This window comes from Polaromonas sp. CT11-55 (assembly GCF_047303325.1).
In the GTDB taxonomy this organism is placed as follows: Bacteria; Pseudomonadota; Gammaproteobacteria; order Burkholderiales; family Burkholderiaceae_C; genus Polaromonas.
The window spans coordinates 31,216-44,138 of sequence record NZ_JBKBEX010000030.1; the positions used below are offsets into that span (position 1 = coordinate 31,216).

Consider the following 12,923-nt stretch of genomic DNA (forward strand, 5'->3'; position numbering starts at 1 on the left):
CCGCATAGCCAAAAAGCCCGCATCCGCGGGCTTTTTTCATGGTGAGGTAATTACCAAATGACAAATCGATTGTTCACTTTGGGCCGGCGCGTCCCTATATTCAGCGCTGGCCCTGCCCAGGGCGCCCATAACAAAGGTGAAGATGACAGCGACTTTCGCTCCCAACGAGCAACCGGCAACAGCGACAGCAGCGCCCGCCGCACCCTCCTCCTCCGTTCTTGAAATCCGCCCTTTTGACGCCCCGCTGGGCGCCGAGGTGCTGGGCCTGGATCTCTCCCAGCCGCTCTCAGCGGCCGACTTCAGCCGCATACACCGCGCCCACCTGGATCACCACGTGCTGGTGTTCCGCGACCAACGCATCACGCCGCGGCAGCATGTCGACTTCAGCCGCCGCTTCGGGCCGCTGCAAATCCATGTGCTGAAAAACTTCCAGCTGCAGGACCACCCGGAAATCCTGATCGTCTCCAACATCAAGGAAAACGGCGAACCCATAGGCCTGGGCGACGCCGGCCACTTCTGGCACTCCGACCTGTCGTACAAGGACAAGCCCAGCCTGGGCTCGCTGCTGCATGCGCAGGAACTGCCCTCAGAAGGCGGCGACACCCTGTTTGCCAACCAGCACACAGCCTGGGACACCCTGCCCCTGGCCCTCAAGACCGCCGTGCAAGGCCTGCGCGCCGAACACACCTACCTCGCCAAATACGAAGAACTGCGCAGCCGCAGCCCCTGGCGACCCAAGCTCACACAGGAACAGGTCGACGAAGTCAAACCGGTGGTCCATCCGGTGGTACGCACCCACCCCGAAACCGGCCGCAAGGCCCTGTTCGTCAGCGAACATTTCACCACCCGCATCCTCGGCATACCAGAGGACGAAAGTAAAGCACTGCTGGGCGAACTGTTTGAACACAGCTCGCGCCCCGAACTCATCTATCGCCACCAGTGGCAGCCGCACGACATGGTGTTCTGGGACAACCGCTCCGTCACCCACCTGGCAGCAGGCACCCCCGACCACCTGCGCCGCAAGCTGTATCGCACGACGATTGAGGGCGACACGCCGTTTTAACCGGCGGCGTGGGAATCAGGTATTGGGATTTGGCTGTTCGGTATTTCTGCACCCACCCCTTGTGTATGCGCCGAGGAGCGGAGGTTCAGGCGGATAAGGGATCGCGTTGTCTGAGCCGAAGGCGAGTTTAGCGAGACCCCGCCTGAACCGAGCACCGCAGGCTGCCCGCAGCGAAGCGGAGGGACGCAGACACCAGGGTCGCCTTTTTTTGCTTACTTTTTTTGGCGAAGCAAAAAAAGTGAGTCGCATGCCGGGCGATCCCGGCCAGCCGCATTCAACAAAAAGCGCAAAGGCCCGAGCAAGACCGGCCACAACCCTCAGGAATGCTTCTTAACCCACCCCACATAAGCATCCACCCAGGTCTGCAAAAACTTCCGGCTACCTTCACTCAAGCTGCCGTCAGCCTCGTAAAGGCCCTCTTTGTTGTGGATAAAAGCCTCAGGCTGCCCCAGCGTGGGCACATTCAGGTAAGCCAGGATATTGCGCAAATGCTGCTGCGACAGCGCGGTACCTATGGCCCCCACCGAAGCGCCAATCACGCCGGCCGGCTTGCCGTCCCAGGCGCTCTGGCCGTATGGGCGCGAAGCATGGTCAATCGCGTTTTTGAGCACGCCGGGAATCGAGCGGTTGTACTCGGGCGTGACAAACAGCAGGCCTTGCGCGGCCTTGATCTCGCCCTTGAGCCTCACCACCTGCGGCGCCGGGTTGCCGTCGTCGTCCTGGTTGTAAGGCGGCAGGTCGTCGATGCGCACATGGGTAAAACTGAAGTCCGCGGGAAACAGCTTCTCAAGCGCGCGGGCGAGCTTTTTGTTGAACGAGTCCTTGCGAATGCTGCCGACGACGACAGCAATGTTGTATTGGGCCATGGGGTTCTCCAGGAAGTGGTGGATGGGATGGGGATGAAAAAAATAGGGAGCCTGAACCGCGCATGCGCGTCAGGCCTCCCACTTTGTAAACCAATTCGGCAATCCCTGCTGTAGGACTCCAGGACGGGAAGCTCCCCGAAGCCCGATCAGAAGCTGGCCAGCACCGCGCCCTTGAACTCGGCCTGCACAAACTTGCGAATCTCCTCCGAGTGGTAGGCCTTCACGAGCTTGGCGACCCAGGGCTTGTCCTTGTCCTGCTCGCGCACGGCCAGCAGGTTGACGTAAGGCGACTTGGCCGCTTCCTGCGCGATCGCGTCCTTGGGGTTCAGGCCCGCCGACAGCGCATAGTTGGTGTTGACGGCCGAAGCGTCCAGGTCGTCCAGCGAGCGCGGCAGCTGGGCGGCGTCGAGTTCCACAAACTTGAGCTTCTTGGGGTTCTCAATCACATCCAGCGGTGTGGCCTTGAGGCCGGCCTCGGGCTTGAGCTTGATCAGGCCCTTGTCCTGCAACACCAGCAACACGCGCCCGCCATTGGTCGGGTCGTTGGGGATGCCGAAGCGCGCACCCTCCTTGAGTTCGGCCAGGCTTTTGACTTTTTTGGAGTAAAGGCCTATCGGGAAGTTGACGGTGTAGCCCACGTTGACGATCTTGTAGCCGCGGTCCTTGACCTGCTGGTCCAGGAAGGGCTTGTGCTGGTAGCTGTTGGCGTCCAGGTCGCCGGCGGCGAGCGCGGCGTTGGGCTGGATGTAGTCGCTGAACTCGACGATCTGGATTTTGAGGCCGTCTTTCTCGGCGATCTTTTTGACCTGCTCAAAAATCTGCGCGTGCGGGCCGGCGGTGACGCCTATCTTGAGAGGTTTGTCCTGCGCCAGCACGGCGGAGGAGAAAGAGGCGGCCAGCGCGAGCGCGACGGCGGATTGAATGAGAGTGCGTTTGTTCATGGTGTTTCCTTTGGATGAATTGAAAAAATCTTGTCCCCTCCTCCCCTGGGAGTAAGAGAAATTCAGTGAATCAACATCGCTGTTGATAAGAGATGAATGCCCGGCTCATTTATGGCTCAGCCTGCGCACAGCCCAGTCGCCCAGGCTTTGCACCGCCTGCACAAACAGGATCAGCACCAGCACCACGGCCAGCATGACTTCCGGCAAAAAGCGCTGGTAGCCGTAGCGGATGCCGAGGTCGCCCAGCCCGCCGCCGCCGATGGCACCGGCCATGGCCGAATAACCGGTCAGGCTCACAAAGGTGATGGTCAGGCCCGCGACGATGCCAGGCAGCGCCTCGGGCAGCAACACCTTGAGCACGATCTGCCACGTGGTCGCACCCATGGCCTGAGCCGCTTCGATCAGGCCGTGGTCCACCTCGCGCAGCGAGGCCTCCACCAGACGCGCGATAAAGGGCGCCGCCGCAATCGTGAGCGGCACCACGGCGGCCGCCGTGCCTATGGACGAGCCGGTCAAAAAGCGCGTGAGCGGGATGATGGCCACCAGCAAAATAATGAAAGGCGTGGAACGCACGGCGTTCACCAGGCCACCCACCACGCGGTTCACGCCCGCGTTGCGCAGCACGCCGCCTTCATCGGTCAGGCGCAGGAACACGCCCAGTGGAATACCTATCAACGCGCCGACCAGGCCCGAGATGCCGACCATGACGAGGGTCTCCCACAGCGAGCTCACAAACAGCTCAAGCAGGGCTTGCGAAAAATTACTGAACACTGGCGAGCCTCCCGGTCAAATCCGCACCGACCTCGTCGACATGCACACCGGCGCCGCGCAGATGCGCGACCGCCGCGCTGAGCTGTTCGCGCGCGCCGCGTGCGAACACTGCGAGCGAGCCGAAAGGCTTGCCCTGGATCTCGTCGACCTGGCCGTGCACGATGGACAGGTCTATGCCGAAGCGGCGTATCACGTCCGACAGCAGCGGCCGGTCCGATTCGTCGCCCGCGAAAGCCAGGCGCAAAAGCTGCCCCTCCTCAGGGCGTCCAGCGCTCATCAGGCTGCGTATGCGCGCAAGCACACTGTCGGGTAAGTCCTGCGGCACGATCTCGGCGATCAGGCTGCGCGTGGTCTCATGCTGCGGCCGCGTGAAGACGTCGATCACCGGCCCACTTTCCACAATGCGGCCGGCGTCTATCACCGCGACGCGGTCGGCCACCTGCTTGATCACCTGCATTTGGTGCGTGATCAGCACAATGGTCAGACCGAATTCCTTGTTGATCTGCCGCAGCAGGCCCAGGATGGAGCGTGTGGTTTCCGGGTCCAGCGCCGAGGTGGCCTCGTCCGACAGCAGCACCTTGGGCCGGTTGGCCAGCGCGCGCGCAATGCCCACGCGCTGCTTTTGCCCGCCGCTGATCTGCGCCGGGTAGCGGTCCGCCAAGGCGCTCAGGCCCACCAACTCCAGCAGCGGCCCCACGCGCGCCTTGATCTCATCGGCCGGCAGCCCGGCGATCTCCAGCGGCAAGGCCACGTTGCCGTAGACCGTGCGCGAGGAAAGCAAATTGAAGTGCTGGAAGATGATGCCGATGTCGCGGCGCGCCACACGCAGCGCGTCGCCGCCCAGCGAGCTCAGCTCGCGCCCGCCCACCACCACCTGCCCGGCGGAGGGCCGGTTCAGCAGGTTGATGACCCGCACCAGAGAACTTTTGCCGGCGCCGCTGCGGCCGATGATGCCGTAGACCTCGCCCGGCTGAATGTGAAGGTCGACGCCCCTGAGCGCTTCGACCTGGCCCGTGGGGCCTTGGTAGGTTTGAACAATACCTTTGAGTTCGATCATGAAATCCCGCTGACTTTTCTGACTTTTGCCGCCTTCGCGTTTCTTGTGGAAAACCGCGAGGCGCTTTTTTTTGAACAGACAGCGAATGTAGAAGCCTGAAGCTCAAACTCAAAAGAATATTAAATAGGTTAATTAGATGAATTTAATGCTATGAAAATAATTACACCCGGCATCAATAGAGGGTAGACAATTTATATCCGGGTGTTATAGAATCAATTCACCCGGATTAAATTAATCCTTTTTTTTGACCTCCCAATCGAAGCTGTCGCCATGCCATCCCAGCCCTCCCCCGAAACTTTCCCGCGCCTGATCGCCTTCGCAGGCTTCCGGCAAGTCGCCGCCGGCGACCATGCGCAGGTCGTCAGCGCGTTGCGCAAGCTGTCCGGCACCGAAGAGCTGCTGCGCGTCTTCAACGACGCCACCGGCGAGCGCATAGACCTGGACCTGCGCCCCGAGGCGGATTTGCCACCCTCGCCTGCCGCGCAGGCACCCGAAACGCCCCAAACATCCACCGCGCGCCCCGTAGGCCGGCCCAAGCTCGGCGTGGTCGCGCGTGAAGTCACGCTGCTGCCCCGGCACTGGGAATGGCTGGGCAGCCAGCCCGGCGGCGCGTCCATCACCCTGCGCCGCCTGATTGATGAATCGCGCAAGGCCGGCGAAGGCCGCATCAGCGTGCGCACCTCGCGCGAAAACGCCTACCGCTTCATGAGCGAGATGGCCGGCGACCTGGCGGGCTTTGAAGAAGCCAGCCGCGCGCTGTTCGCGGGCGACAAGTCCAAATTTGAAGGCCTGGTCGCGCCATGGCCGCAAGACGTGCGCCTGCAGCTGGCGAAACTGGCGGCAGCCGGCTGGAGCGCCGAATGACGCCATCCACCCCAAAGACGCTGAGCGAGGGCGTGCCGATGTGGAAAACCTTCGCGGCCTTTCTCGGCCCCATGCTGCTCAGCAACATCCTGCAATCGCTCTCAGGCACGATCAACAACATCTACATCGGCCAGATGATTGGTGTGGGGGCGCTGGCGGCCGTGACCAGCTTTTTCCCCCTCATGTTTTTCCTCATTGCCTTCACCATCGGCCTGGGCGCGGGCGCGTCGGTGCTGATCGGCCAGGCCTGGGGAGCGCGCGACACCGGCAAGGTCAAGGCCGTCGCCGGCACCACCCTGGCGGTAGGCGCCGGATTCGGCCTCACTGTCGCCGTTTTTGGCGGCGCCTTCACCGCACCGCTGCTCAAGGCCCTGGGCACGCCTCCCGACATCCTGGCCGATGCCACGCTCTATGCCCGCATCATGCTGATCGCCATGCCGGGGCTTTTCGTCTTCCTGCTGTCGACCTCCATGCTGCGCGGCGTGGGCGACACGGTGAGCTCGCTTTACACGCTGTGCATCTCCACCGCCTGCGGCCTGGTCGTGACGCCCGCGCTCATCCTGGGCTGGGGCGGCCTTCCCAGGCTGGGCGTGGCCAGCAGCGCGGTGGCCACCATCCTGTCCTTCCTCGTCTCGACCGCCTGGCTGGCCCGGCGCCTGCACGCCATCAAAAGCCCGCTGGCACCCGACGCCGAATTCAGGCGCCAGTTGCGCGTGAACCCCGCCATCCTCAAGACCGTGCTAAGGGTCGGCGTGCCCACCGGGGTTCAGCTGGTCGTCATCTCGCTCGCCGAGATCGCCCTGCTCTCGCTGGTCAACGGCTACGGCTCCAACGCCACCGCGGCCTATGGCGCGGTGAACCAGGTGGTGGCCTATGTGCAATTCCCGGCCATTTCCATCGCCATCACCGCCTCCATCCTGGGCGCGCAGGCCATAGGCGCGGGCCGCACCGACAAGCTGGGCGCCATCACACGCACCGGGCTGCAGATGAACCTGGCGCTGACCGGCGCGCTGGTCTTGCTGGGTTATCTGTTCTCGCGCCACCTGATGGGCCTGTTCATCACCAGCGAACCGGTGATCGAGCTGTCGCAAACCCTGCTGCACATCATGCTGTGGAGCAGCGTGGTCTTCGGCATGCAGGGCGTGGTCTCAGGCGTGATGCGCGCCAGCGGCACGGTATGGGTACCCATGGGCATTTCGATTTTCTGCATCGCGCTGATCGAGGTGCCCACGGCCTGGGTGCTCAGCCACCGCATAGGCATCAACGGCATCTGGATCGCCTACCCCGTCACCTTTATCGCGATGCTGGGCCTGCAGACCGCTTACTACCGGCTGGCATGGAGGAAAAAAGCGATACGGCGGCTGGTGTAAGAGCCTGTTTCAGGGTCATGCAGGGCCGGGCGCTTCAGGCGCGTATGAACTGCGCGTCCGGGACGGCGAACAGCCCGTCGTCGCCGGACTTCCCGTCCAGGAACTCCCCGCCCACACGAAGCGCCTCCGCGATCAGGCGCTTCACGCCGTCGAGCTTGTCCTGCAGGCCCGGCGAGATGCCCACGAAGGAATAGACGCAGTAACTTTCATGCCGCACCACGGCAAACTCGCCGTCCATCACAAAGGCGTAACACCAGGCGGCATCCGTGCTGCCCGCCAGGGAAACGGGTAGCAGGCAAGCCTTGACGCCTTCGTCGACGGCCCAGGTCTGTTGCTGGAGTTCCCCGGAAGCGGCGTCCGCCGCCTGGATGAACTTGCCAATCTTGCGCTTGAGGGCGGGTGTCCAGAATGAATCAAAAACATCCCGGGCAACGGGTTGGATCACGAATGCCATGATGGTCTCCTATGGGGTTGGCGGGAGGCGAAATCCGGAGATGAAAGACTCCCCGTGATCGCTGAATGCCGGACCATATTCGATTTCACGGCCGCCACTGCGGCGAATTGTCCGTAGCTGGAAATTTGAAGTGGGATAGTCGCAAGCCGGCATTCAGTGCCCATGGACACCGACCCGTTCAAAGAGCCCGTTCAACACCTGTTAAGAGCTGTTTCAAGGCGCTTACAAAGCCTTGCTACCATGGGTGCTCTCCCGCCATCACCTCGGCCCCGCGCCCGCCGCCTGCACACCGCCGGCATCGATGCTTCCCTCATCATGAACCGCCGCAACCCCGCCATCGACATCGCCAGGGGTATAGGCATCCTCCTTGTGGTGCTCGGGCATAACTGGACAGTGCTGCAGGAAAGAGGCGAGCTCTTCCGGGTGATTTATTCCTTTCACCTGCCGCTCTTCTTTTTCCTGTCGGGCCTCTTCCTGAAGGACGCCGGCAGCCTGGGCCGCTTTGCGCTGTCGCGCGCCGACACCCTGCTCAAGCCCTACTTCGCCGTGTTGCTGCTGCTGGGCATCAGCGAGATGCTGGCCCCGCAGGCCGTGCCGGTTGCCGGCACCACGGCGCTCGCGTATTTCACCGGCGTCCTCTACGGCACCGCGCCCACCATTGCCTGGACGCCGCTGTGGTTTTTGCCGCATCTGTTTGTAGCCTCCGTCCTGGCCACGGCCTTGCTGCGCGCCACCAGGCATCTTCCCAGGCGCACCACCGCGCTTTGGCTGCTCGCCTGCGCCCTGTTGGCCGCGGGCGTGGGCGGCATAGACTGGTTCTGGAAAACCGGCACCGGGGAGTCGCTGCGCTTCATGGGCCTGGAGGACTTGCCCGGCCTTCCCTGGAGCCTGGACCTGCTCCTGGTCAGCACGCCCTTTATGCTGTTCGGTTATCTGCTCGGCAAGCCGGTGGCAGCCATGCGTTTCAGTCTCTTCAAGTTTGCGGCCGCAGCCCTCGCCTTCACCGCACTGCACACGTATTCCGGCGAAACCATGGACCTGAACCTGCGGGTGTACGGCAATCCGGTCATCTCCACCTTGCAGGCCGCGCTGGGCATCTACCTTGTCCTCAGTGTTTCCGCGCTGCTGCAGCACCATGCGGTGTTCAGGCGACCGCTGGCCGGCATCGGGTCGGCCAGCCTGTTCATCCTGCTGTTTCATTACGTTGTGCAGGGACGGGTTTTTCTGATGCTGTCGCATGTCAGCCGCAACGAGGTGCTTGTCGGCGCGGCAAGCCTGGCCGCCGGGGTGGCGCTGCCCCTGGTTTTACTGGAGCTGGTGCGGCGGCAAAGGTATCTGGCGCTGCTGCTGTTGCCGATAACGCCACCGCGGAAGGCCGGCCCCGCGTTGCCGCAGAACGCCACCGGCAGATCGCCGTGAGCCGGGCAGGCCGGCTGCCCGGCTGCTGGCTTATTTGCCTTTGGGCGTGATCACCACATCCACGCGGCGGTTGCGGGCCCGGCCTTCCTCGGTGGCATTGTCGGCCACGGGCTGCGATTTTCCATAGCCCTTCACAGCGAGGCCCGCCGCAGGCACGCCTTCCTGCGACACAAAATAGTCCTTCACCGCGGCGGCCCGTTTGTCTGAAAGCGCCTGGTTGGCCACCTCATTGCCGACGTTGTCGGTATGGCCCGAGACCATCACCGCCGCATCGGCGAACTTCTTTACCCGGTCGGCCGCCTCATGCAGCGTCTGCCGCGCTTCGGGCTTGAGCACCGCCTTGCCGGTGTCAAAGAGCACCGCGGAATCGAGCGCAATGGTAACCGCCTTGGGCGGGGTGAATGCCTCAAAGTCGTAGGGCCCTTCGAACCTGGCGCGAAAATCCACCGTCTCCGCCGACAGGTCCAGCCGCAGAATCACCGGCTGGCGTTTGTCGACCTTGCAGCTCATCACGCCGCGCTTGTCCAGTGTGGTGTTGCCCAGGGAAAGCTCGCACAGCCGCTCAGAGCGCAAGGTGTACAAGCCCACCGCCAGCGCATTGCTTGTGGCGGCCGAGGTGTTTTTGCCGTCGCCCGTCACGACCAGCTCGCCCGGCCCGGCATTGAAAGCGTAGTAATACGACACGGCCTTCTTGATGCCCTCGCCCTTGATGCGGTTGCCCTTGAGCCGGGTCGGCTCGTCGATGTCGGTGGAGCCCGCGCCCGCCAGCACCGGGGCCGCACCGGCCGCCTGCGGCGCCGGCAACTCGACAGGGCCTTCCAGCGCCAGCGCGTAATCAATCGTCTCTTCGCTGAGGTCCAGGCGCAGGATCAGCGGCTGCGCTTTTTCAACCTGACAGTTGATCACGAGGGTCTTGTCGGCATTGGTATTGCCGTGGGATTCGGAGCACAGCTTGTTGGCTTTGAGGTCATACAGGCCAAATGCCAGTGCCTGGGTCGCGCCGCTGGGCGAGTTCTTGGCCGTGGCGGTGATCTTGACAGTGCCGGGGCCGCCGTTCAGCGTGTAGTAGTAGGTCAGCTTCTGCTTGATGCCCACGCCCTTGATCTCTTTCGCGGGCAAAGGCGTCGGGCTGTCGGGATCGGTGGACGCGGCCGGCGCCACAGCAACGGGCGCGGCGGGTGCCGTCGAGGCAGCAGACGCAGGCGCCGAAGGCGTCGCGGCAGGCACCGCTATCACCATCGCCGCCGGCACCGCAGTTGCCGCCGGCCGGGGAGCCTCGTCTTTTTTTCCGCAGCCGGCCTGTGTGAGGCCCAAGCCTGCAGCCATACCCAGCAGCACAAGTCGTTTTGTGAATGTCATAAACCTCCCAAATGGTTCTTGCTGTTGTTATGCCAGACCGTAATGTGCGGTACAGCGCTGTCGACTGTCAATCGCGATACCCTAAAGTAGCCCGAAGTAACCGGAGGGCACGCCAGGTAAACAATTCATGCCGGCAGCTTCCCGGCGCCAACCGGATTTCAGCGCTACGATAGCTTCACCCCCAGGAGATGTGTCATGAACGAGGAACTCTCACGTCTGGCAACCGAGATCAACATGGGCGAGCCGCAGTGCGAGCCGCTTCGCCTTGCCTTTGGCCTGGCCTGCGCACAACGCACGGAACACCTGCTCGAAAACCCGCAGGCCATCCGTTGCCTGGCGGTGCTTCGGTCTTTTGTGGAAGGCACATCAGACCGGCCCGCCCTGGCGCAGGCGGCACAGGAAATTGCCCAGGTGGCCAACAGCCACAGGGGATCCAACTCCATCGACGGCTCGGCCCACGCAGCCGTCTCCGCCACCTACGCCGTGGCCAATGCCCTTGCCGGCCGGGCCCTGGACGCAGCGGGCTACGCGGCGTATGCCGCCGTCTATGGTTATGGCGGTTATGCAGTCACCGACCCATCGGCTTTTGAAGCAGAGTTCGCATGGCAGGTTGAAAAATTGAGTGAACTGGCCCGGGCCGTCACGGTGCACAGCGGCGGCTGACACAGGGCCCATCCGGCTTCCGCACAAGGCCTGCGCGTGTGCCGCTTGCGCGGTATAAACGTCACAAGTCTTCCTTCTTTCCTTCGAATTCCCTTCGTATTCGTGACCGGTCAACCCTGAACAGGAACTCCCATGCAACTCATAGGAATGCTCGACTCCCCTTACGTACGCCGCGTGGCCATTTCCCTGCAGCTTCTGGGCCTGCGCTTTGAGCACCAGTCGGTCTCGGTGTTCAGCACCTTCGAAAAATTCCGCGCCATCAACCCGGTCGTGAAAGCACCCTCACTGGTCTGCGACGACGGCACGGTGCTGATGGACTCCACGCTCATCATTGACTACGCCGAAGCGCTGGCGGCGCAGGCACCGGCCGGCAGGAGCTTGATGCCCTCCACGTTGGCCGAGCGCCAGCAGGCGCTGCGCGTCATCGGCCTGGCCCTGGCCGCCTGCGAAAAAAGCGTGCAGATCGTCTACGAGCGCCACCTTCGCCCCGCCGAAAAGCTGCACCAACCCTGGGTGTCGCGCGTAACCAGCCAGCTGCTGGCGGCCTATGGCGAACTTGAGGCAGAACTACAGCGCAAACCCCTGGCCGTGAGCAGTGACACCATGGGTCAGGACGGCGTGACGGCAGGTATCGCCTGGCATTTCACCCAGGCCATGCTGCCCGAGGTGGTGAACGCGGCGGACTTCCCGGCCCTGCGCGAGTTCTCGGCGCGGGCCGAACGGTTGCCCGAATTCGCCGCGGCGCCGCACAGCGACCTCACTTACCAGGCCAAACCCTGAAGCGACCGCCGGGGTGGACTGGCCCGCCCCAGACCGCTAGGATGGGCCCATGGTCCCCGACCCCATCCCCCATCCGGAATCCAGCCCCGAGCTTTCCGGGGAAAAGATCCATGAAGCCCACGATGCCTGGTGCCGGGCCTATGTGCATGTCTGGGCCGACCTTTCGAAGGGCAACTACGACAAGGACGCGGTTCAAAAAATGGCCGACGAACACTGGCAACGCAGCCCGAAATCCAGCCCGGTGATGGTGGCGACCATGGACTACACCAAGCGAAAATGAATGACAGTTTGCAGCTCAAGCCAGCTCATTCTTCATCCGCAAGCAATTGCTCCAGCCGCCTCGGATAGTTGTTCAAAAAATCTCGCGTGACGGCAAAGTGTTCGGTGTCCTCATACTGGACTTCCGATATTCCTGAACCATCAAACAACAGTATCTTTGCGTTCGGGTACGACAACAGGATAGGCGAATGGGTCGCAATGATGAATTGCGACTCCTCCTGAACAAGCTGGTGTATGGCCGAGAGCGCCGCCAACTGGCGGTTGGGCGACAGCGCCGCCTCGGGCTCGTCAAGCAGGTAGAGCCCGTTGCCGCGAAACTTGTGCGTCAGCAAGGCCATGAATGCTTCCCCATGCGAACGTTCGTGCAAGGAGCGGTCGCCATAGCCGCCGAGATAACCTACCTCGTCCATATAGGTCGCGACATTAAAAAAACTCTCGGCCCGCAGGAAATATCCGTCCTTGGGCTTTCGAAAACTGTGCGCCAGACGAAGATTCTCATGCAGTGACGACACCGAATCGGTGGTGGACAGCCGGACATTTCGCGTACCGCCTTCAGGGGCATAACCCAGCGCCATCGCAATGCCTTCAAGCACAGTGGACTTCCCCGCGCCGTTCTCCCCGACAAAGAACGTGACATCGGGATGAAATGTCAACTCCCCGATTTCCCGCACGGCCGGAATGCTGTACGGATAGCTGTCCAGATCAATTTCCGCATCAGGACGAATCGAGACTTGTTGAAGATAAGGCCTTGGCGTGAGCATCATCTTGTTGACTACCCCACCTGCAGTTCGTGCTCATAACACCACATCCAGCTTTCCCCAGGCTCAAACGACTGGATCACCGCATGGCCGGTGGCCGCATGGTGCTGGCTCGCATGCTGGTTTTTGGAGTCGTCGCAGCAGCCGATGTGGCCGCAGTGCACGCACAGCCTTAAATGCACCCAGGTGTCGCCCATTTTGAGGCACTCCTCACAGCCCCTGGCATTCGGTGAGTGAAGCTCGGCGGGAACATGGTCGCAAGGTTTGATACGCATCCAA

15 protein-coding genes are annotated in these 12,923 nt (G+C 62.6%); 7 read left to right on the plus strand and 8 right to left on the minus strand.

Annotated features, from left to right (window positions below; all coding sequences use genetic code 11):
• Positions 1-142: 142 nt before the first annotated feature.
• The gene (locus ACEN8I_RS21085; protein WP_413330574.1) at positions 143-1,063 is read left to right on the plus strand and encodes a TauD/TfdA dioxygenase family protein; all 921 of its coding nucleotides are present in this window, start codon (positions 143-145) and stop codon (positions 1,061-1,063) included.
• 317 nt (positions 1,064-1,380) lie between these two features.
• Here ACEN8I_RS21085 and ACEN8I_RS21090 read toward each other — a convergent pair whose 3' ends face one another.
• The 4 genes from ACEN8I_RS21090 to ACEN8I_RS21105 all read right to left on the minus strand — a co-directional run bounded on the left by ACEN8I_RS21090 (position 1,381) and on the right by ACEN8I_RS21105 (position 4,698).
• Positions 1,381-1,929, minus strand: coding sequence for an NADPH-dependent FMN reductase (locus tag ACEN8I_RS21090; protein WP_413330575.1), 549 nt, complete (start codon positions 1,927-1,929; stop codon positions 1,381-1,383).
• A gap of 146 nt (positions 1,930-2,075) precedes the next feature.
• The gene (locus ACEN8I_RS21095) at positions 2,076-2,870 is read right to left on the minus strand and encodes a MetQ/NlpA family ABC transporter substrate-binding protein (RefSeq protein ID WP_413330576.1); all 795 of its coding nucleotides are present in this window, start codon (positions 2,868-2,870) and stop codon (positions 2,076-2,078) included.
• Positions 2,871-2,975: 105 nt separating this feature from the next.
• Positions 2,976-3,641, minus strand: a complete 666-nt coding sequence (locus ACEN8I_RS21100; RefSeq protein ID WP_413330577.1) for a methionine ABC transporter permease — start codon at positions 3,639-3,641, stop codon at positions 2,976-2,978.
• A complete protein-coding gene (locus tag ACEN8I_RS21105) occupies positions 3,631-4,698 on the minus strand; it encodes a methionine ABC transporter ATP-binding protein (RefSeq protein WP_413330578.1) in 1,068 nt (355 codons plus the stop codon). The genes ACEN8I_RS21100 and ACEN8I_RS21105 overlap by 11 nt, the downstream gene beginning before the upstream one ends.
• Before the next feature lie 270 nt (positions 4,699-4,968).
• Here ACEN8I_RS21105 and ACEN8I_RS21110 point away from each other — a divergent pair, with 270 nt between their 5' ends.
• Positions 4,969-5,562, plus strand: a complete 594-nt coding sequence (locus ACEN8I_RS21110) for a DUF2239 family protein (RefSeq protein WP_413330579.1) — start codon at positions 4,969-4,971, stop codon at positions 5,560-5,562.
• A complete protein-coding gene (locus ACEN8I_RS21115) occupies positions 5,559-6,932 on the plus strand; it encodes an MATE family efflux transporter (RefSeq protein ID WP_413330580.1) in 1,374 nt (457 codons plus the stop codon). Before ACEN8I_RS21110 ends, ACEN8I_RS21115 begins: the two co-directional genes overlap by 4 nt.
• 34 nt (positions 6,933-6,966) lie before the next feature.
• Here ACEN8I_RS21115 and ACEN8I_RS21120 read toward each other — a convergent pair whose 3' ends face one another.
• The gene (locus ACEN8I_RS21120) at positions 6,967-7,386 is read right to left on the minus strand and encodes a hypothetical protein (RefSeq protein WP_413330581.1); all 420 of its coding nucleotides are present in this window, start codon (positions 7,384-7,386) and stop codon (positions 6,967-6,969) included.
• A 315-nt stretch (positions 7,387-7,701) separates the two neighbouring features.
• Here ACEN8I_RS21120 and ACEN8I_RS21125 point away from each other — a divergent pair, with 315 nt between their 5' ends.
• A complete protein-coding gene (locus ACEN8I_RS21125) occupies positions 7,702-8,805 on the plus strand; it encodes an acyltransferase family protein (RefSeq protein WP_413330582.1) in 1,104 nt (367 codons plus the stop codon).
• Positions 8,806-8,835: 30 nt separating this feature from the next.
• Here the strand turns inward: ACEN8I_RS21125 and ACEN8I_RS21130 are convergent, their stop codons facing one another.
• The gene (locus ACEN8I_RS21130; RefSeq protein WP_413330583.1) at positions 8,836-10,164 is read right to left on the minus strand and encodes an OmpA family protein; all 1,329 of its coding nucleotides are present in this window, start codon (positions 10,162-10,164) and stop codon (positions 8,836-8,838) included.
• 195 nt (positions 10,165-10,359) lie between these two features.
• Between ACEN8I_RS21130 and ACEN8I_RS21135 the strand changes: the two genes are divergently transcribed.
• From ACEN8I_RS21135 to ACEN8I_RS21145, 3 genes are all read left to right on the plus strand, one after another.
• Complete coding sequence (locus ACEN8I_RS21135; RefSeq protein WP_413330584.1) at positions 10,360-10,827, plus strand: hypothetical protein; 468 nt, start codon at positions 10,360-10,362, stop codon at positions 10,825-10,827.
• A 132-nt stretch (positions 10,828-10,959) separates the two neighbouring features.
• Positions 10,960-11,607: a glutathione S-transferase gene (locus ACEN8I_RS21140; protein WP_413330585.1), complete on the plus strand. Its 648-nt coding sequence runs from the start codon at positions 10,960-10,962 to the stop codon at positions 11,605-11,607.
• Positions 11,608-11,656: 49 nt separating this feature from the next.
• Positions 11,657-11,887 (plus strand): hypothetical protein, encoded by a 231-nt coding sequence (locus ACEN8I_RS21145; protein WP_413330586.1) that lies wholly within the window; start codon positions 11,657-11,659, stop codon positions 11,885-11,887.
• A 25-nt stretch (positions 11,888-11,912) separates the two neighbouring features.
• Here ACEN8I_RS21145 and ACEN8I_RS21150 read toward each other — a convergent pair whose 3' ends face one another.
• Positions 11,913-12,650, minus strand: coding sequence for an AAA family ATPase (locus tag ACEN8I_RS21150; protein WP_413330587.1), 738 nt, complete (start codon positions 12,648-12,650; stop codon positions 11,913-11,915).
• 8 nt (positions 12,651-12,658) lie between these two features.
• Positions 12,659-12,919, minus strand: coding sequence for a UBP-type zinc finger domain-containing protein (locus ACEN8I_RS21155; protein ID WP_413330588.1), 261 nt, complete (start codon positions 12,917-12,919; stop codon positions 12,659-12,661).
• Positions 12,920-12,923 lie beyond the last annotated feature (4 nt).

Coding starts and splice junctions, on each gene's coding strand:
- ACEN8I_RS21085 (WP_413330574.1), top strand. CDS start 143: ATGACAGCGACTTTCGCTCCCAACGAGCAACCGGCAACAGCGACAGCA.
- ACEN8I_RS21090 (WP_413330575.1), bottom strand. CDS start 1,929: ATGGCCCAATACAACATTGCTGTCGTCGTCGGCAGCATTCGCAAGGAC.
- ACEN8I_RS21095 (WP_413330576.1), bottom strand. CDS start 2,870: ATGAACAAACGCACTCTCATTCAATCCGCCGTCGCGCTCGCGCTGGCC.
- ACEN8I_RS21105 (WP_413330578.1), bottom strand. CDS start 4,698: ATGATCGAACTCAAAGGTATTGTTCAAACCTACCAAGGCCCCACGGGC.
- ACEN8I_RS21110 (WP_413330579.1), top strand. CDS start 4,969: ATGCCATCCCAGCCCTCCCCCGAAACTTTCCCGCGCCTGATCGCCTTC.
- ACEN8I_RS21115 (WP_413330580.1), top strand. CDS start 5,559: ATGACGCCATCCACCCCAAAGACGCTGAGCGAGGGCGTGCCGATGTGG.
- ACEN8I_RS21120 (WP_413330581.1), bottom strand. CDS start 7,386: ATGGCATTCGTGATCCAACCCGTTGCCCGGGATGTTTTTGATTCATTC.
- ACEN8I_RS21125 (WP_413330582.1), top strand. CDS start 7,702: ATGAACCGCCGCAACCCCGCCATCGACATCGCCAGGGGTATAGGCATC.
- ACEN8I_RS21130 (WP_413330583.1), bottom strand. CDS start 10,164: ATGACATTCACAAAACGACTTGTGCTGCTGGGTATGGCTGCAGGCTTG.
- ACEN8I_RS21135 (WP_413330584.1), top strand. CDS start 10,360: ATGAACGAGGAACTCTCACGTCTGGCAACCGAGATCAACATGGGCGAG.
- ACEN8I_RS21140 (WP_413330585.1), top strand. CDS start 10,960: ATGCAACTCATAGGAATGCTCGACTCCCCTTACGTACGCCGCGTGGCC.
- ACEN8I_RS21145 (WP_413330586.1), top strand. CDS start 11,657: ATGGTCCCCGACCCCATCCCCCATCCGGAATCCAGCCCCGAGCTTTCC.
- ACEN8I_RS21150 (WP_413330587.1), bottom strand. CDS start 12,650: ATGATGCTCACGCCAAGGCCTTATCTTCAACAAGTCTCGATTCGTCCT.
- ACEN8I_RS21155 (WP_413330588.1), bottom strand. CDS start 12,919: ATGCGTATCAAACCTTGCGACCATGTTCCCGCCGAGCTTCACTCACCG.